The following is a 19,671-nucleotide window of genomic DNA, read 5'->3' as shown; positions in this document are numbered from 1 at the left end:
TTATAGCTAGTACTTGTTCTTAAATTATATAACAAATAAATTTGTATTTTTTAGTAGTATAACTTCATATTATATAGATTATCAATTATAACTAGAGAAGAAGGATAGATTAAATAAATATTGAATAATAAATATATTAATGATGGGAGTGATATTGATGTCTACTTATAATAATAATAACTATCTATATGAATTTGATGTAAGAGCAAACTATTATAAATTAGAGGAAATAAACGCTGTTTTTAGAAATTTATTAAATATAAAAAGAAGGTATACAGATAAGAAAATAATAGATGCTACTTTTATAATTATGAATCCGAAGGATGATAAGTTTACTAATAAAGAGAATCATCAAAGAATGCCTGCATATAGAGTAGAAGAGATGATTAATAAAAGTATACCAATAATATATAAGGATGCTAAAGTAAATAAAGATGAATTATATATTATGAAAATCATGGATGATATGAAATGGGATAATGTAAATATATTAAGTTTATCAGATCTATGTTCTATTGATAATTCAGAGCATAAGTTTAAGGAATCATTAGTTAAAGAGATATATAAAGAATATGAAGATATAAATTCCATATTTAGCAGGTATAGAAAAGATGCAGATTTATTGATTGAAAAAAATAGACCAATAATATGTATATGGGGAAGCAAATGTAGAAGTTTATCTTTGTTAGCTGAGAATTATTTTGTCAAAAATAATATAAATATAATAAGAATGAAAAATAAGAAAGGTAGATATTATAACTTAAAACAGAGTTATTATAAAAAAATTAGAAGTTCTTTGATAGAAAGTGTATAGTTAGAAAACATATAGCCTATCAAATAATGAAATGTAAAGTGCAGGAGTTATTGACTTACTTATAATATATTCAAGAATTTTTTCTAAGAAAATATGGATACTATTTATAAATATATATTTTAAGTCATCTAGGAGGTAGCGATGTTAAGTAGAGTTGAGATTAAAAGTAAATCAAAAATTCAATTAAATAATAATTGGAAGATTCCAGTTTTATTATCAGCAATATTGATGATTATAAGTATGTTCATAGAAAGACGAGTTGCCTATAATGGAAATAGTTTCTTTACTATATTATTACATTTAGTTGTATCTATATTAAGTATAAATTTATCAATGATTTATATAAATATAGCAAAGAGTAAGGGAAAAGATGAAATTACTTTTAAGGATGCAAGTGTTTCTTTAGAACAATATTTAAAGTGTGCAATATATTCAATTTTAATATGGGCTATTACTTTTGCTATAACTAGTTTATTTTTAATTTTAAGTAGTTTTTTAATGTGGATTTCTCCTTTACTATTTATAATTTTATTTATATGTTCTTTTTTTATAGGTGGAATAATATCTTTATATGCTACATTTGCAATAACTGCTATTTTAGATAAAGGTTGTTCATCTTCTGAGGCAATTAGTATAAGCTTTAATTTAGTAAAATATTCATTTTGGAAAGTTGTGTTATTTGCTCTAAGTTTTATTGGATGGATGATATTAAGTTGTCTTACTTTAGGAATAGCCGGAGTTTGGGTACTACCATACATAGGCGTTTCTTTTGCAAATTATTATTTTGAACTTTGTGATGAAAAATTAAGATAGGGTATCATTTTACTGATACCCTATTTTTAATTAAAAGATTTTATTATCTTCTTTTTTTTCTATATATTTTTTCAATTATATTTACAAACTCATACATTACCCAAGAACAGATTGCAAGAATGAATACACCCATCATAACTAAGTCTAACTTGAATACTTGGCTACCATAGACTATTAAGTATCCAAGCCCGTATCTAGATACTAATAACTCACCGACGATAACTCCAACCCAAGCCATACCGATATTAATCTTGGTTAAATTAATTAAGTTACCTATATTGGCAGGTAATATTAGCTTAAATAAAATTTGAAGTTTGGAAGCACCAAAACTTTGAAACATTTTAACTTGTTCTTTGTCAACATTTATAAAATAATTATAAGCAGATAAAATTGTAACAACTATTGAAATTGCAACGGCAGTAACAACAATACCTTTTATACCTGCACCAACCCATACTATTATAATAGGAGCAAGAGCAGTTTTAGGTAATGCATTTAAAACTACAAGGAATGGATCTAAAATTCTAGATAGTCTTTCAGACCACCAAAGTGCAACTGCAATCAATATTCCAAGAGCAGTACCAATTACAAGACCTAATAATGTTTCATAAACTGATACAATAACATGGGTTAGCAATTGTCCGCTTTCTACATATTGAATAAATAATTTATAAATAGCACTAGGTTTGCTAAATAAGAAGGTATTTATTACTCCTTGATTAGCAAGTACTTCCCAAAGTGCTATAAAGCCAACTAATAAAACTATTTGACATATAAGTATTTTAATTTTTTCTTTTTTTAGACCTTTTAAATACTCAGCATATCCAACAGATGATTTACTAATTCTCATATGTGTCCAGCTCCTTCCATAATATGTCAAAATAGTCTTGAAAAGCAGGAACTTTACGGCTTTTTATTGGAGTTCTTTCTCCATCCATTTCTAAGTTTATATCATGTATGCCTTTTATAGTTGCAGGTCTTTTAGAAAGTATTGCAACTTGGTCTGACATACTAATTGCTTCTGATATATCGTGAGTAACTAATATAGCAGATTTATGTTCATTTCTAATAATTTTATATACATCATCACTGACTAAAAGTCTAGTTTGATAATCAAGAGCTGAGAATGGTTCGTCTAAAAGTAATATTGAAGGATTAACTGATAAAGTACGAATCAAAGCAACCCTTTGTCTCATACCACCAGATAATTCGTTAGGATACATATTTCTAAATTCCCATAAGCCATAAGTTTTTAAAAGATTTTCAATTCCAGTTATAGCTTCAGGTGTTTTTTTATTTTGTATTTCAAGTCCAATAGTTATATTATCCATTATATTTCGCCATTCTAATAAATGGTCCTTTTGAAACATATAACCTATAGTTCCTTTTATATTTACTTCTCCTGATGTTGGTTTTAAAAGTTTAGTCAAAATGTTTAAAATAGTAGACTTACCACTTCCAGATGGTCCAAGGAGTGTTAGTATTTCACCTTCTTTTAGTGTAAAGCTGATATTTTTTAGTACTTCTACTTCTCCTTCTTTACCATAAAAGTTTTTGTTGAGGTCTTTTACTTCTACTATTGTTTGCATGATTTCACCCCCTGATAATTAGCTCGTATAATTTATTGTATTAAAATAGGGGGGAATTTGTACCTATATGGAGATTATATTATTTTTTTATAATTAGAATAGTATGTAGATTTTTATAAAGAGTATCAATAATGGGGCTTATAGGCATGGGGAACAATGCGATGGTAGATGCAACAGCATCTGTAGCGTTAGAAGAATATTATAGTAATATATAGTTAGTTGACAAGAATAGTAGATGGAATACTCCTACTCTGAATTACAAGGTTATGGTATGGTTTTGTTTGACATTTAGATATTATAAGCCTCACATAGAGTGTAAATTTTAGATAAAAATAAATATTGAGGTGATGTAATGACAAAATTTCCAAATAACATCAAAGAAAGTAAATTAATATATATTAGAGAATATAATATATGGATTATTTTCTTCATACCATTTGGAGGAGCTTTTGTAAGTTATTTATATTATAAATATGGAAATGATTCATTAAAAGGAAAGGATTTGATAATACAGAGGATAAATGAAGGAGAAGGACATATTCCATTTATGATGGCTTCATTAGTGTTTTTCGGAGTATTTATAACTCATTTATTTGAAGATTCGGCAGGAAGAGAGGGGACTGGAGTACAAATAGGAGCAAGTATTTCTGCAAAACTAGGTAAGATATTAAAATTAAATGCAGAAGATAGAACAATAATAATTATTAGTGGTGTAAGCAGTGGTTTTGGAGTAGTATTTGGAACTCATATTGCTGGAACAATATTTGGATTAGAGTAAATATTTATTAATAGATGATGGAGAAAATGCAGAAAAGGTAGCAGGTAAATCTGATCTAGATAAATTGTAGGTAAAGACGAAATAGTAAAAATATGAAGTCTTTAGATAAAAATACAAAAGACAGAAAAGTTAAACTGAAGATTTTACAGTTATATATAAATCTCAAATGCCATCTATATTAATTAAAGTTTATATTAAATGAATTTTCTCTTTTCAAAACGAAAATATAGTTACATCTTTTGTATTCTATTTCACATCTATTTTAACTAAACTTCAAATTTTGTTTAAGGCTAAACTTTTTTACATATATTTTGCATATTTTCTAAAAAATTCGATAAAATAAAAGTTCTTTTTAGTTAGCTTAAAATGAAGTAAAAATTATTACAGTACACTAAATATTGTATAAGTTTTTTAGCAAAAATAGTATATTGTAATTTACCTGATAAATTTTTTTATTTGATGTATAATTGGATTTTAGGAAATAATATACAAATATTATATAATATGGTAATATATACATATATTAAACTTTTTATGGAGAATTATCACGAATGTTGAGAAAAAAATTAGATCATTTTGTGGAAGAAATATGCAAATATAATAACTTTACACAGGATAAAACTGAAGAGATACAGTACGTCATGAGACTTATGATGTACGAGGTACTTAAAATTATAACTATAATAATTATGTTTTCTATACTTGGATATTCAAAAGAGGTAGTTTTAATTATTTTTACTATGATATGTGTAAAACCGTTTACAGGAGGGTACCATGAGACATCACAAAAAAGGTGTTTAATTGCTACTACAATGCTATGTTGTTTAACTATATTAATGGCGAAAAATAGCAATTTAAATCTTGTGAGTACAATATTGATAAGCATTATAAATATATTCTGTATATATCATCAAGCACCTATAGTAAATAAATGTATGCCTATAACAAAGCTGAGTTTAATAAAGAAGAATAATAGAATAGCATTAATTAATTATATAATTTTATCTATGATTTCTATATTTATAATTAAATATAGAGTTTATAGCAATATAATAATATGGACATTAACAATTAATGTTTGTTTAATGTTCAATTCAAAAAAACATGGGGAGGTACAATAATGAAAAAGTTAATGGGGAGTTTAATGGCTATGATTTCACTACTTATAATAAGCAGTGAAGCAGCATCTGTAGTAGCAATAGGTGTAGAGGATATGCCTAAATCATTAAAAGAAAAAAGATAGTTAATAATGAATTTTTTTATTGACTTATTAAATACTGTTATACAAGTTTCTATAATGACTTACTTGCCATATTATTTTTTAATTGCTAATAAAGATATAGATGATAAAGATGGAAAAAAGAGTTTAGTCATAAGTAGTATAAGTATATTTGTAACATCTGTTTTAGCTACAAATATATTTAAAAACAGTAATATGACTTCTACTTCAATAACAATAATGAGTCTAATAATAATGTATATAATTTATATGAATGTATACAAAAAAGCGTTAGTAGCTTATTCAATAGCATATTTATTAGTACAAATTGTAGCTATTTTAGTTACGAGTATATCTTGGCCTATAATAAGCAATATAATTTATGATGTAGAATTATCTAGATTATTAGGAATATATATTCCAGCTATGATTTTAGAGTTACTTGTTATAAAAAGTAAAGATAGTGTAAAGGTAGTATATGATAACCTTACTAAAAGTAAGACATCACTTGGAATTGTTTTTATACTGGTTATATCGATGGATTTTATAGCAAGTATTTCTATGATGTTAAATGGATGGGCTAATGTAGCTTTAACTAATGTATTGATACTAATGATTGTTATATTTATAATAGGTATTTCAGTTTATATGAATAACATGGATAAAAAATACGAAGAAATTAATAGATTGAATGATTTATTAATTGATAAAAATAATGAACTGAAAAAAATAAAGCATGACTATGGTTCTCAAATATCATATATTAATGGTTTATATGTAATGAAACAATATGATAGATTGGGAGGCATGTTAAAAAATATAATAAATGGAAATGCTAAAGTATCACCTTGTATAAAATATATTACTAATAGAGATTCTATTATATCTAGTGTAGTTGAGTCATTAGATTTAAAAGATATACATGTAGTTGTAGACGAGGAGTTTGATTCTAGTTTAATAGATATTAGTGAATATGAACTACATAAAATAGTATCAAATATTTTAAGTAATGCAATTACAGCGCTAGAAGGTCATGGATTAATAATTATAAAAACATACAAGATATTTAACAGTGTTTATATAAGCATTAAAAATAATGGACCAAAGATAGATCCAGATATACTAGAAAGTATATTTGAAACAGGTTTTACTACAAAGACTAATGAAGATGAAAGTCATGGATATGGTTTACATATAGTTAAGGAAATTGTAGAAAATAATAATGGAAAAATAAATGTAAGTAGTAATGAGGAATATACTGACTTTAAAGTAATATTTTTTAATCAAAATTAAAATATGACTTTGGAGTCGAGGGGGGTTATTAATTCTATTGAATATTTCAGTAAATACTGTATAGAATTAATATAAAAATATTAATGCTACATATGCACTTAATAAAAAAGCATGGTATTGTATAATATCATGCTTTTTTATTAAATAAACACTGAGGTTTTAAACTGTATAACAAAGTAGTAAATTGTGAGATGAAAAGCTAATTTTAGATTAGTTTATACTGTTTTATCTCTTTAAAAATTTTATTATAAGTATGCATATTAATACAAATCAAAATCTAAAAATAGAATGAGATACACCTAAAAGCTTTGCGGCTTCGATTCTAGTATAACCATTATCATTAATCCATGACCTTAAATTATTTATAAAAGTTTCATGATTCCATAAAAAATTGCTATATCCATTTTTGCATAAATAATTTATATCAAAATACATTCCTAATATATTTAAGATATCTATAGAAGGATAGTACATGTTTACTTCATATGAACTAATTACACTAGGAGTAACATTGCATATAGATGCTAGTTCTTTAATAGAAAGATCCTTAGAGCATCTGATATATCGTGAGTAACTAATATAGAAGATTTATGTTCATTTCTAATAATTTTATGTACATCATTACTGACTAAAAGTCTAGTGTGATAATCAAGATCGGAGAATGATTCTTCTAAAAGTAATATTGAAGGATTAACTGATAAAGTACGAATTAAAGCAACCCTTTGTCTCATACCACCAGATAATTCGTTAGGATACTTTCGATATTCTAATAAATGGTCCATTTGAAACATATAACCTATAGTTCCTTTTATATTTACTTCTCCTTCTTTACCATAAAAATTTTTGTTAAGGTCTTTTACTTTTACTATTATTTACATGATTTTCCCCCGAATAATTAGCTCGTATAATTTATTGTATTAAAATAGGGGGAATTTGTACCTATATGGGGATTATATGCATGGGAACAATGCGATAGTAGATGTAACAGCATCTATAGCGGTAGAAGAATACTATAGTAATATATAGTTAGTTTACAAGAATAGTAGATGGAATACTCCTATTCTGAATTACAAGTATATAGGTATATCTTTTGTTTTATACTTATATATTATAAGCCTTACATAGAGTGTAAATTTTAGATAATAATAAATATTGAGGTGATGTAATGACAAAATTTCTAAATAACATCAAAGAAAGTAAATTAATTTTAAAGAACTTTATAAAATGGTTCTTATTAGCATTTTTATCAGGTGTTTTAGTAGGTATTGCTATCTCAATATTTTTGAAGAGTCTTCAATTAGCAACATATATTAGAGAAGATAATACATGGATTATTTTCTTCCTACCCTTTGGAGGCGCTTTTGTAAGTTATTTATATTATAAATATGGAAATGATTCATTAAAAGGAAATAATTTGATAATACAGAGAATAAATGAGGGAGAAGGATATATTCCATTTAGGATGGCTTCATTAGTGTTTTTCGGAACATTTATAACTCATTTATTTGGAGGTTCGGCAGGAAGAGAGGGGACTGGAGTACAAATAGGAGCAAGTATTTCTGCAAAACTAGGTAAGATATTAAAATTAAATTCAGAAGATAGAACAATAATAATTATTAGTGGTGTAAGCAGTGGTTTTGGAGTAGTATTTGGAACGCCTATTGCTGGAACAATATTTGGATTAGAGGTTAGTACAGTCGGGAGAATGAGGTATGAGGCAATTATTCCATGTCTTATGGCTAGTTATATAGGAAACAATATATCTTCTTTGTTTAAAGTTCAACATACTCATTATCATATGGAAGAAGTAGTGGCAAATAATCCTATTATATTTTATAAAGTAATATTTTGTGCGATATTATTTGGATTTATTAGCAAGATATTTTCAGAGGTAACGCATTATCTTAAAGAGTATCTGACGCAAAAAATTCCAAAGCCCTATATAAAGTCTTTCATTGGAGGTATAATAATTGTTATTTTAATTTTAATAATAAATGATAGATCTTACTTAGGCTTAAGTTTAGACTTATTAAGAAATTCATTTACCAAAACAGTAATTAAATATTCTTTTATTATAAAACTGATTCTTACATCAATTACTTTATCGACAGGTTTTCAAGGTGGAGAGGTTACACCGTTATTCGTAATAGGTGCTACTTTTGGGAATCTCTTATCTCTTATCGTAAATCTACCAATATCATTTTTAGCAGCATTAGGAATGATAGGTGTATTTTGTGGAGGTACGAAAACACCAATAGCATCATTTGTTATGGCACTAGAGCTATTTGGAGGATATAATATAAGGTATATATTCTTGGTATGCGCAATAAGTTATGTATTTTCAGGTAAAAGTAGTATATATACTTCTCAGGAAAATAATATTTAAGTAATCTTATCTTCTTTAAAATTAATATGAACATAAACTATAACAATAACATATTATACACTAACAGTACTTACAGCACATAAGGCAACTAGAAAAATAAGGTGCACTGAGGAATAGGTGTAAGGTGATGACGAAAGAAACAGTAATTATAAAAGAAAAAATTAATTATTTAATAAAAGTTCTAAGATATATAAGACATAAAAAGATATGTTATGTTTATAGTAAAATTTATAAATATAAAAAAATCTTTTAAATATATAAATACTTATATATACTATTAAATTAAAAACTGTAGGTAGATTCAAAACTAAATTTACCTACAGTTCTTTTATGGGATACAATTAAAATTTACTATTTTAAGATAGTCTAACTATCCAATCTGATGGAAATCCCATATAATCAAGTGGATTAAAGTCTTTACAAGAGAAGGTATATTTATTTATACAATTATCTAAATTATCAATAAATAAATTCCAAGTATTATCACTTTCAATAAAATATTTGTCTTCAAAAAGAAGCTTAGTAACTAATAGAATAGAAAATAAACTTCCTCTTTGATTTTTATATTCTTTATATTTATTTATCCTAGGAAGAGAAATTTCATTCTTAAAAGTATTTTTCCAGTCAAATAATTTACCATTATGAGCACAGATATTTCTCATATCACATATACTTTTTAACCATCCATCAACGTATAACCAACTTTTAGTAACATCTCTGTTATTATAGTTATCCATAATTATCTTTTTCTTTAAGCCGTTTTGTAAATTACCATACATTTTAGAAATTTCTCCAAATGTTAATAGTTCACAAATTAGATATATGTGAAGTTTTGTGTTACATGTATATTTAGTATTATCATTTATATGGCTGGATATATCTTCACTTATTCTTTTTCTATTAACATGATAGATAAGATCTTTATAATGTTTTTCATTTTTAAAGTTACTAATATCTAAATATTCTTTACCAGAACTGATGTCATATATGCAGTTAGATATGAAAACTTTGAACTTCATTTCTACACATGTACATAAATTGATAATTAAACTACGAAGTTCATGATCAAATTGATAAAGTGAGTAGATATCCATAATATTAAAAGAATCATTAAAATATATTTTTTTTTCATGTAGTTTAGTATCAAAATAATAAGTATATATATCTGTTTTATAAAATCCAATTCTATATAATATTTGTTCTTCAAAATATAGATTATAAACCATCATACCATCCTTAACTAACTCATCTATCTTAGATTTTATATTAGCTAAAGTATTATTTGTAGATAGCAATTTAAATTCCTCCAATAATTAGATAGTAATACAAAAATTTATTATATTATATAATATTAAAATTATTATAATGAGTTACAGAAGGCAAATTGAAAATTTAAATATAATATCAACCAACTTTAACTATAAATTACATAAATGATGTTTAAAAGGAATTCGAATATAAATATATTATAAATCTTAAATATGTAAATACTTTAAATAAAGAGTATTTTTATAATCAGGAGGTTTAAGATGACAGTTAATGAAAAACTATATTTCAATGGAGATATAATAACATTAGAAGATGATCTATATGTAGAAGCAGTCCTAGTTAAAGATGGAAAAATATCTAAGATAGGTAAAAAGGATGATTTACTTCAGTGTGCATGTAAAGATGTTGAATTTATAGATTTACAAGGGAAAACTTTAATTCCTTCTTTTATAGATGCACACAGTCACTTTTTTGGTTATGCAAATTCAACATTACAAGTTAATTTAGATGAAGCTATAAATTTTCAAGAAATAGGTGATAAAATAACAAATTTCATACAAAAAAATAATATCGAAGAAGGCGTTTGGATATCATGTAACAACTTTGATTATAATGCCTTAGAAGAAAAAACCTACCCTAAAATAGATTTTTTAGATAAAATAGCACCTAAAAATCCGCTTGTAGTATCAAATAAGTCAGGCCATAATGGATTATTTAATTCATTAGCTTTTAAAGAGTTAGGAATAGATGTTAACACTCCAGATCCAGAAGGTGGGAAATTTTTCAAAGAAAATGGACAATTAACTGGATACGCAGAAGAAAATGCTTATATAGAATATGTACAAAAAGTACCAATGGCATCAACAGAAGATATAATAAAAGCTATTGGTAAAGCTCAAGATGCCTATGCATCTTACGGTATAACTACTGTTCAAGAAGGTATGGTAGTTTCACTTTTATCAGACTTTTTATTATATATAGCTAATTCAAATATTTTAAAAATAGACTATGTAGGATATGCAGATATAAGAGAAAGTGAATCTATACTTGGTAAATTAGGTGATTATAAAAAGCAATATAAAAATCACTTTAAACTAGGTGGATATAAAACATTCTTAGATGGTTCTCCACAAGGTCGTACTGCATGGATGAGAACTCCATACGAAGGGGAACCAGATTATTATGCATATGGAACTCAAAAAGATGAAGAATTAAAAAGTAAATTAGAACAAGCCTTAAAAGAAGATATGCAAATATTAGTTCACTGTAATGGTGATAGAGCTTGTCAACAATATATAGATATGTATAGAATTGCTAAAGAAGAAACTGCTTCAACTAATGATATTAGACCTGTAATAATTCATGCTCAATTATTAGGAGAAGACCAATTGGATGAAGTAAAAGAATTAAATATGATTCCATCTTTCTTTGTTGCTCATGTTTATCACTGGGGTGATATACACATTAAGAATTTTGGAATGCAAAGAGCAAGTAAAATAAGTTTACTTAAATCTGCAGAAGATAAAGGTATAACTTTCACATTACATCAAGATGCTCCAGTTATAGAACCTAATATGCTAGAAACTATATGGGTTGCTGTAACAAGAACAACTAAAAATGGTGTTTCTCTAGGAGAAGAAGAAAGAATAGAACCATTAGAAGCATTAAAAGCTGTAACTAAAAATGCTGCGTATCAATATTTTGAAGAAGATACAAAAGGTACTATAAGAGAAGGTAAATTAGCAGACTTAACTATATTAGATAAAAATCCATTAAAAGTTGATTATGAAGCTATAAAGGATATTCAAGTTATTGAAACAATAAAAGAAGGAGAAACTATTTTTAAAAGATAATAAAGATAATTAAGATTATACATTAAACGATATTAAATATAAATAAAGGAACTAGATTTTATCTTAAGTCTAGTTCTTTTTAGCATTCGATGATGCGCAGTTACTTTGTATTATAAGAATTACTTGACCTGAAGCTAACTCGAAGTATTAATATTAATCAAACCTGCAGTTATTATCGGGATGTTTAAACAATACTAAGTTTATGCCTTTTTATAGTAGATCACAGAAAAAGAAGGCTTTAGAAAATATAAAATTATTAGGAATAGAAAACTTAAAGAATAGTTGTTTTAGAGAGTTATCTGGTGGTCAAAAGCAAAGAGTTATGCTTGCAAGAGCTCTTTGTGCAACTAAAAAAATATTAGTTCTTGATGAACCTGTTACAGGGCTGGATCCAATTGTATCCAGTGAGTTTCACAAAATAGTGAAAGAAATTAATAAGGTTAAAAATATAGCCATTCTTATGGTAACTCATGATATAAAAAATATAGTTTAAGATGCTAATAAAGTTCTACACCTAAATAAAAAAACAATATTTATAGGCAGTTCTAAGAATTATCAAAATAGTGAAGTTGGAAGAAGATTCTTAGGAGGTGTAGGCAATGATTAATACGTTAGTTCAAATATTTTCTTATCCATTTATGGTGAAGGCTTTAATAGTAGGAGTATTAGTATCTTTATGTGCGGCATTACTTGTAGTTAGTTTAGTTTTGAAAAGATATTCTATGATAGGTTATGGATTGTCAAATGTAGGTTTTGGTGCACTTGCAATAGCTAATGCTTTAAATTTAGCGCCGCTTATGGTATCTACCCCAGTTGTTCTAATAGCAGCATTTTTACTTTTAAGGCTAAGTGAAAATAGTAAGATAAAAGGAGATTCAGCCATTGGTATAATATCTACTAGCTCTCTTGCCGTAGGTGTTATTGTAATTGCTATGACAACAGGGATGAATACAGACGTATGCAACTATATGTTCGGTAGTATTCTTGCAATGAATAATAGTGATGTTGCTATTAGTATCATTCTTTCAATTATTGTGTTAGTATTATGCATAGCATTTTATAATAAAAGTAACTTTTGATGAAACTTTTGCAAAAGCTACAGGTATAAATGTAAGCTTATATAATATGATAATAGCATTATTGACAGCTATAACTATAGTTTTAGGTATGAGAATTATGGGGGCATTACTTATATCTAGTTTGATAATATTCCCAGCATTAACATCTATGAGAGTGTGTAAGACTTTTAAAGCTGTTATTATAAGTTCAACAATAATATCTTCACTTTGTTTCTTTTTAGGGATTGTAATATCTTATATATATATGCAACACTTACAGGTGCAAGTGTAGTAGCTGTAAATATTTTAATGTTTATAGTTTATTCGATGGTTGGATTTATAAGGGGGAATAAATAATATGAAAAAATTAATGGTACCAGTAATATTGACAATGTTTATATTAAGTGGATGTTCATCAAGTGATAGAATACTTGAAATAAATGATAAAATGTTTTTAAGTCAAGTATCTGACATATATACTAATTACAAGGATTATGAGGGCAAAAAAGTAAAGATAGAAGGAATATATAATTACTTTGAGTATGATGAAGAAACGAATCATATTGTATATAGAAATGGACCTGGATGCTGTGGAGATGATGGTATAGTAGGATTATTCTTTAACTATGATGGTGAACATCCTTTATATAATGATTGGATAGAAGTAGTAGGAACCTTAGAAATTGGAGAGGTAAATGGACTTGAAGATATAATAATAAATGTAGAAAGTTTAACAGTTAATGATGAAAGAGGATTAGAAACTGTATCTCAATAAATAAAAAAGCATATATCTTATATATAATAGGGTATATGCTTTTTTATTATGTAAATTTACTAATAAGTATATGATGATATTATTTAAATAACTTAATATTATTCACTAGATGACTATTATAAATAAATTGCATATAATTAATTAAATATGTGCATCAAAAACATTAAATAGGAGGGGAGAGGGTGAACAAAAAATTAATAGTGCTTATTATAGTATTTATATTAGCCATAATATACATTGTTAATTTTAAATGGAAAGATGAAGGGAAGATAATTTACAAGCAAGAATATGTAAACAAAGAAATCTTAATAAATAATATTTACAGATTTATACCAAATGAAAGTTACAGTGTAGTTTATGAAGGCACTGATTTAGCTCCTGAAATAATTGCTATTGAAGGTGATGGAGAAATGTATCAGACCATAGGTGTAAATGGTAAAGGACTTTATAGAGATGTATTTAAAGTAGTAGACAATAACCTAATGTTAATCTACAAAGAAGATTTACATGATAAAAATATAGATGAAGCATTAGAACAAAATTTAAAGGATGAGATTTCATATAATAAAAATGAAAGTGAACTTATATTACAATCCCCAATAGAAGTAGGTCAAAAATGGGATAACACAGAGATAGTAGAAGTTGGAATGGATTTAAAACTTGATGATATTTTATTAGAAGGTATTTATATAAAAACAGTAAGTAACACCTTAGTTGATAATGAAAGTATCACAACAGAGATATATTACTCTGAAGGTCTTGGTGTAGTAAAATATAGAGTTTTAATTAATGAAGAAGCTATTTCTTATTATCAATTAAAAAGTTTTAAGAAGAACTAAATAAATTAAAAAAGCTATGGATTATAAAGGGGATATTAATTTATTTTATTATTCATAGCTTTTTATAAAATTAATTAAAACAGCTATAATTTAGCTTATTTATATTATTTATAATCTTAACTATCTCTCTAGGTGATTCTTTTAAATCATTTTCTAACCAAACTTGTATAATTGCCAAAACACCACCAACAGAGTACCTTATTAAATAATCAAAATATGATTTATCAAACTCACTTGAGTTATCAAATAAAGGTTCAAGATTGGCCTTACTAGCAATATACAAGATTCTATCAATTATTCTACCATCTCTTTGTTTACAAAGTAAAACCCTGCATAAGTCCTTATTTTCTGCAATTAATTCAAGGACTTTATTAAGTAAAGAGTCAGTATAATCTTTAGTTGGAGTTTCCACTAGGTACACAAGAATTTGATTAAAAAGTTCATCTTCTATAGATTGAAGAAGGTCAAAGGCATCTTTGTAATATGAATAAAAAGTTCCTCTGTTAATATCTGCTTTATTACATATATTAGTTACAGTAATTTGATGTATATCATTAACTTGAAGTAGTTCTATTAAACTTTCTTTTATTACTTTTTTAGTATATAAAGTTCTGCGATTTCCTTTAATCCCTGACATTTTGTTTCTCCTTTAATATTTTATATAAAAAGTCAATTCTAAATATAACGTTATTAAATGAACAAAATTTATAAAAATGTATGATTAATAACATTATAATTTCATGTGTATATTGTCTATAAATTTATAACTATTTATACTATATTATAGTATTAAATATACAATGTGTCTATTTAATAAAACGTATGTATTTAATAAAGAATATAGGGAGGTAGAGTATGGCGTATATTGAAGTTATAGATACATATAAGAGGTATAAAATCGGTGAAAATATAGTTGTAGCAAATAACGGTATTAATTTTTCTATAGAAAAGGGTGAGTTTGTTGTAATATTAGGACCAAGTGGAGCAGGTAAATCAACTGTTCTTAATATACTTGGTGGAATGGATAGTTGTGATGAAGGTAAGATAATAATTGATAAAACTGATATATCAAGATTTAGTAATAAGCAACTTACAAAATATAGAAGACATGATGTAGGATTTGTATTTCAATTTTATAATCTAGTACAAAATTTAACAGCAAAAGAAAATGTTGAGCTGGCTACACAAATATCGAAAAACTCTTTAGATGTGGATGAAACTCTTGAATTAGTCGGGCTATCTAATAGAAAAGATAATTTCCCATCTCAATTATCAGGTGGAGAACAACAAAGAGTTTCTATTGCAAGGGCAATTGCGAAGAATCCTAAATTATTACTCTGTGACGAACCTACAGGTGCTCTTGATTATAAAACAGGTAAACAGGTATTAAAAACGTTACAAGATACTTGTAGAAATACAGGGACAACAGTTATACTTATAACTCATAACTCTGCAATTGCTCCTATGGCTGATAGAATTATTAAAATTAATGATGCTAAAGTTAGAAGTATTGAAGTAAACAAAAATCCACTTCCAATTGAAGAAATTGAGTGGTAGGGGTGAATTTTGAGTAAGAATAAAGCATATGAAAAATCAATAATTAGAGAAATATTAACATCTAAATCTAGATTTGCCTCAATATTAGTAATTATTCTTTTAGGAGTTGCTTTTTATTCTGGTATCAAATCATCAGGTCCTAATATGGATGAAGCCATAAATAAGCTTTATAATAATCAAAATCTTATGGATAGTAGAATAGTATCAAGTTTAGGATTAAGTGATGAAGATTTAGAATTACTAGAAGATAATGATAGGATATTGGATTTTTATCCAACCCATAGTATCGATGTGAATCTTACAAATATAAATAGTGTAGTAAAATTCATTGAATATGATAATAAAAACAAGATAAATGATTTCATTATTGTAGAAGGAGGGCTACCTGAAAATAGTGCTGAAATAGCATTAGATGAGAAAGTATTGAAATTAAATAAAAATATAAATATAGGGGATAGTTATGTAATTGAATCTGATGAAGATACAATGAAGTCCTTTAATAAGAAAACATTTAAAATTGTAGGATTTGTAAAAAGTCCTATATATATTGAAAAAGAGTCAAGAGGTACGACTTCAGTAGGTAAAGGAACTATTGATTATTTTGCAGTATTGAATAAAAGAGATATATCAATGGATGTTTATACAGAGATATATGTAAGATTTAAAAATGTCCAAAACCTTAAAGGTTACAGTAAAGAATATAAAGAAAAGATGGAAGAAAATAATAATTATCTAAAAACTTTATACTCCAATAGAGGAGTCGAAAGAGTTGAAGAGATAAAAGCTAAGGCTCAAGAAGAGTTAAATAAAGCATATTTAGAGATAGAAGAAAATGAAACAAAGCTTTTAGATGCAGAAAAAGAAATAAAAGATGCAAAAGAAAAGCTTCAAGAAGGTAAAATTCAGTATGAAGAGGGCTTAAAAGAATATGAAGAAAGTATTAAAGATGGTGAATTAAAACTTTTAGAAGGTAAAAATAAGTTAGAAAATGCACAAGCAGAACTTGATAAACAGAAAAAGAGTATATTAGAGGGTAAAAAACAGCTTGATGAAGCTAAAAAATTATTATATGAAGCTAAAGAAGCACTTTTAAATCAGGGTATAGATATTAACCGAGATACAAGTAAATTAAAATCTAATATAGAAAATCTTAATATACTAGTTACTACTTATAATTTTCTTTCAAAAGATATAAAAGATATTATTAGCAACATAAGTGATAAAGAAGAAATTCCATTGGAAAAGATAGTTTCTTGGAAATCCATTATATTAAATAAAAGTTTAGGTTTAAGCCATTTAAGCGAGCTAATTAGTGAATTAGAAAAATCTCCAAGTAAAAAGGATCTTGCTCTTACTATATCTAAAGAAATAGAAATAGCAAGTAATACTGTAAAAGGTAATATATCTAATTTAGAAATGTTAATAAGTGAAATAGCAAAGTATAAACAAGGTGAAGCACAGTATGATGAACAATTAAAAATAATTAACTCTTGTGAAGAAAAAATTAATGAAGCTCAAAATCAATTATACAATGCGAAACTTGAAATTACCAAAGGTGAGAAAGAACTTGAAAGTGGTAAGATTCAGGGAAAAAAAGAGCTTTATAAAGCTAAATCAGAGTTGATTTCTGCAGAGAAGAGTATAAAAAGTGGAGAAGTAGAAATAAATAAAAATAAAGAGAATTTATTGGAGGCTAAAAAAGAATTAAAAGAAAATCAATATGATATTAATAATATGGAAGATAGTAAATACTATTTCTTTGATAGAAATGATAATATAGGCTATTCTGGTCTTAAAGACTCTATAGATAGTTTAGATAGTATAGCGTCAGTTTTACCAGTATTTTTCTTTTTAATAGCTGTATTAATTTGCCTAACAACAATGACTAGAATGGTTGAAGAAAATAGAGGAGAAATTGGTACATTTAAAGCTTTAGGATATAATGACTTTGAAATATCTAAAAAGTTTATGATATATGCATCTTTAGCTAGTATTTTAGGCAGCATAATAGGGATATTAGTAGGATTTAACGTACTTCCTAATGTAATAAACGAAGCTTATACAAGTTTATATAGCCTACCAAAATTAGATATATATTATTATCCATCTTATATAATTCAATCTATATTAATATCACTATTATGTACAGTTGGAGCTTCATTATTTGTATTAAGAGTGGAGTTAAAAAGTAATCCAGCTAGTCTTATGAGGACAAAAGCTCCTAAGTTAGGCAAAAAGATATTATTAGAGAGAATTCCATTTATATGGAAAAGGCTAAACTTTAATCAAAAAGTTACATTTAGAAATATTTTCAGATATAAACAACGTATGATAATGACTGTATTCGGTATTGCTGGATGTATGGCACTTCTTGTTACAGGATTTGGTCTTAAAGATTCAAATAATGGTGCTTTAGAAATGCAATTCAATAAGATATGGAAGTATGATTCTATGGTGATTTTTGATGGAGATTCAGATTTAAATAATAAAGAATATAACAAAACATTAAATGAAATAAAAGGATATAAAAGTAACTTAAGAATTCATCAAGAATCAGTATCATTTAGTAAAGAAAATATGAATAAGCAAACTGCTACTTTATATGTAGCAGAAAATACTAATAAGATGAATGACTATATTCTTTTAAATGATAGAAAAACTGGCGAAGTATATAATATATCAGATAATGGTGTTATTATAAATGAACAATTAGCTAATCATTTAGGAGTCTCAGAAGGGGATAAGATAAAGATGAAGGATGAAGATAACAATATATATGATATTGTAGTTGATAATATATGTGAAAATTACTTCATGCACTTTATCTATATGTCACCATCCTACTATGAAAAGATATTTAACAAAGCACCAAAATATAATTCACAATTTTTAAATTTTGATTATGATAAAGCGAATAATGAAAATATATCTGAAAAACTTATGGCAAATGATAATGTTATAAATATTACTTCTATGTCGGATATGAAAAAATCAAGTGAAGAGTCTAGTGCAAATTTAGATATGATCATGCTTGTCATAATTATATCTTCAGGATGTCTTGCTTTTGTAGTTTTATATAATTTAAATAATATAAATGTTTCAGAGCGCATTAGAGAATTATCAACTATAAAAGTATTAGGATTCTATGATAATGAAGTTACTATGTATATTTTAAGAGAAAATATATTATTAACGTTATTAGGTATATTTGTAGGTGGATTTTTAGGAAAAGTACTACATTCATTTGTACTTAAAACATCAGAAATTGATACTATGATGTTCTATCTAGAAATATCAAAATATAGTTATATGTTCTCTGCTATAATAACTATGATCTTCTCTATGATTGTTATGTTTATGATGCATATGAAATTAAGAAAAGTTGATATGATTGACGCATTAAAATCAAATGAATAATATATTAAAAC

The 19,671-nt window shown here is 26.1% G+C and carries 19 protein-coding genes and 1 pseudogene; 14 read left to right on the top strand and 6 right to left on the bottom strand.

The genetic code is table 11. From position 1 onward, the window contains the following. Positions 1–157 precede the first annotated feature (157 nt). Both H8923_RS08515 and H8923_RS08510 read left to right on the top strand, forming a co-directional pair. Positions 158–814, top strand: coding sequence for a hypothetical protein (locus tag H8923_RS08515; RefSeq protein ID WP_153971731.1), 657 nt, complete (start codon positions 158–160; stop codon positions 812–814). A 141-nt stretch (positions 815–955) separates the two neighbouring features. Continuing rightward, positions 956–1,627 (top strand): DUF975 family protein, encoded by a 672-nt coding sequence (locus tag H8923_RS08510; RefSeq protein WP_153971732.1) that lies wholly within the window; start codon positions 956–958, stop codon positions 1,625–1,627. 43 nt (positions 1,628–1,670) lie between these two features. Here H8923_RS08510 and H8923_RS08505 read toward each other — a convergent pair whose 3' ends face one another. Continuing rightward, positions 1,671–2,477, bottom strand: coding sequence for an ABC transporter permease (locus H8923_RS08505; protein WP_153971733.1), 807 nt, complete (start codon positions 2,475–2,477; stop codon positions 1,671–1,673). Further along, positions 2,467–3,216, bottom strand: a complete 750-nt coding sequence (locus H8923_RS08500; protein WP_207724080.1) for an ABC transporter ATP-binding protein — start codon at positions 3,214–3,216, stop codon at positions 2,467–2,469. The genes H8923_RS08505 and H8923_RS08500 overlap by 11 nt, the downstream gene beginning before the upstream one ends. A gap of 352 nt (positions 3,217–3,568) precedes the next feature. Between H8923_RS08500 and H8923_RS08495 the strand changes: the two genes are divergently transcribed. The 4 genes from H8923_RS08495 to H8923_RS08485 all read left to right on the top strand — a co-directional run bounded on the left by H8923_RS08495 (position 3,569) and on the right by H8923_RS08485 (position 6,506). Continuing rightward, positions 3,569–3,994 (top strand): chloride channel protein, encoded by a 426-nt coding sequence (locus H8923_RS08495; RefSeq protein WP_153971783.1) that lies wholly within the window; start codon positions 3,569–3,571, stop codon positions 3,992–3,994. 551 nt (positions 3,995–4,545) lie between these two features. Then, positions 4,546–5,115 carry an accessory gene regulator B family protein gene (locus H8923_RS08490; RefSeq protein ID WP_153971784.1) on the top strand — a complete coding sequence of 190 codons (570 nt, stop codon included), beginning with the start codon at positions 4,546–4,548 and terminating at the stop codon, positions 5,113–5,115. Then, positions 5,115–5,237, top strand: coding sequence for a hypothetical protein (locus tag H8923_RS17495; protein ID WP_263457704.1), 123 nt, complete (start codon positions 5,115–5,117; stop codon positions 5,235–5,237). Before H8923_RS08490 ends, H8923_RS17495 begins: the two co-directional genes overlap by 1 nt. Positions 5,238–5,243: 6 nt before the next feature. Next, a complete protein-coding gene (locus tag H8923_RS08485) occupies positions 5,244–6,506 on the top strand; it encodes a sensor histidine kinase (protein WP_153971785.1) in 1,263 nt (420 codons plus the stop codon). A 270-nt stretch (positions 6,507–6,776) separates the two neighbouring features. Here the strand turns inward: H8923_RS08485 and H8923_RS17825 are convergent, their stop codons facing one another. After that, positions 6,777–7,025 carry a hypothetical protein gene (locus H8923_RS17825; RefSeq protein ID WP_317982854.1) on the bottom strand — a complete coding sequence of 83 codons (249 nt, stop codon included), beginning with the start codon at positions 7,023–7,025 and terminating at the stop codon, positions 6,777–6,779. Between the two features lie 5 nt (positions 7,026–7,030). Next, positions 7,031–7,288, bottom strand: coding sequence for an ATP-binding cassette domain-containing protein (locus H8923_RS08475; RefSeq protein ID WP_243239219.1), 258 nt, complete (start codon positions 7,286–7,288; stop codon positions 7,031–7,033). A 383-nt stretch (positions 7,289–7,671) separates the two neighbouring features. On the opposite strand from H8923_RS08475, the gene H8923_RS08470 reads away from it, so the two are divergent. Then, positions 7,672–8,892 (top strand): chloride channel protein, encoded by a 1,221-nt coding sequence (locus H8923_RS08470; RefSeq protein ID WP_153971787.1) that lies wholly within the window; start codon positions 7,672–7,674, stop codon positions 8,890–8,892. A 356-nt stretch (positions 8,893–9,248) separates the two neighbouring features. On the opposite strand, the gene H8923_RS08465 is transcribed toward H8923_RS08470, so the two are convergent. Continuing rightward, positions 9,249–10,187, bottom strand: a complete 939-nt coding sequence (locus H8923_RS08465; RefSeq protein ID WP_153971788.1) for an Abi family protein — start codon at positions 10,185–10,187, stop codon at positions 9,249–9,251. 234 nt (positions 10,188–10,421) lie between these two features. On the opposite strand from H8923_RS08465, the gene H8923_RS08460 reads away from it, so the two are divergent. The 5 genes and pseudogenes from H8923_RS08460 to H8923_RS08440 all read left to right on the top strand — a co-directional run bounded on the left by H8923_RS08460 (position 10,422) and on the right by H8923_RS08440 (position 14,686). Beyond that, positions 10,422–12,014: an amidohydrolase gene (locus H8923_RS08460; RefSeq protein ID WP_153971789.1), complete on the top strand. Its 1,593-nt coding sequence runs from the start codon at positions 10,422–10,424 to the stop codon at positions 12,012–12,014. 202 nt (positions 12,015–12,216) lie between these two features. After that, positions 12,217–12,507, top strand: coding sequence for an ATP-binding cassette domain-containing protein (locus H8923_RS08455; RefSeq protein ID WP_153971790.1), 291 nt, complete (start codon positions 12,217–12,219; stop codon positions 12,505–12,507). Positions 12,508–12,613: 106 nt separating this feature from the next. After that, a pseudogene (locus tag H8923_RS08450) lies at positions 12,614–13,364 on the top strand (metal ABC transporter permease). A 66-nt stretch (positions 13,365–13,430) separates the two neighbouring features. Then, a complete protein-coding gene (locus H8923_RS08445; protein ID WP_153971791.1) occupies positions 13,431–13,847 on the top strand; it encodes a TIGR03943 family putative permease subunit in 417 nt (138 codons plus the stop codon). A gap of 182 nt (positions 13,848–14,029) precedes the next feature. Further along, positions 14,030–14,686, top strand: coding sequence for a hypothetical protein (locus H8923_RS08440; protein WP_153971792.1), 657 nt, complete (start codon positions 14,030–14,032; stop codon positions 14,684–14,686). A gap of 70 nt (positions 14,687–14,756) precedes the next feature. On the opposite strand, the gene H8923_RS08435 is transcribed toward H8923_RS08440, so the two are convergent. Further along, positions 14,757–15,323, bottom strand: a complete 567-nt coding sequence (locus H8923_RS08435) for a TetR/AcrR family transcriptional regulator (RefSeq protein WP_153971793.1) — start codon at positions 15,321–15,323, stop codon at positions 14,757–14,759. 218 nt (positions 15,324–15,541) lie between these two features. Here H8923_RS08435 and H8923_RS08430 point away from each other — a divergent pair, with 218 nt between their 5' ends. Together H8923_RS08430 and H8923_RS08425 are read left to right on the top strand one after the other, a co-directional pair. Next, a complete protein-coding gene (locus tag H8923_RS08430) occupies positions 15,542–16,243 on the top strand; it encodes an ABC transporter ATP-binding protein (protein ID WP_153971794.1) in 702 nt (233 codons plus the stop codon). 9 nt (positions 16,244–16,252) lie between these two features. Next, positions 16,253–19,660, top strand: a complete 3,408-nt coding sequence (locus H8923_RS08425; RefSeq protein ID WP_153971795.1) for an FtsX-like permease family protein — start codon at positions 16,253–16,255, stop codon at positions 19,658–19,660. Positions 19,661–19,671: the final 11 nt, after the last annotated feature.

The organism is Romboutsia faecis (assembly GCF_014323405.1).
GTDB classification, from domain to species: Bacteria; Bacillota; Clostridia; order Peptostreptococcales; family Peptostreptococcaceae; genus Romboutsia_E; species Romboutsia_E faecis.
This window is presented reverse-complemented; position numbering and strand designations above follow the sequence as displayed.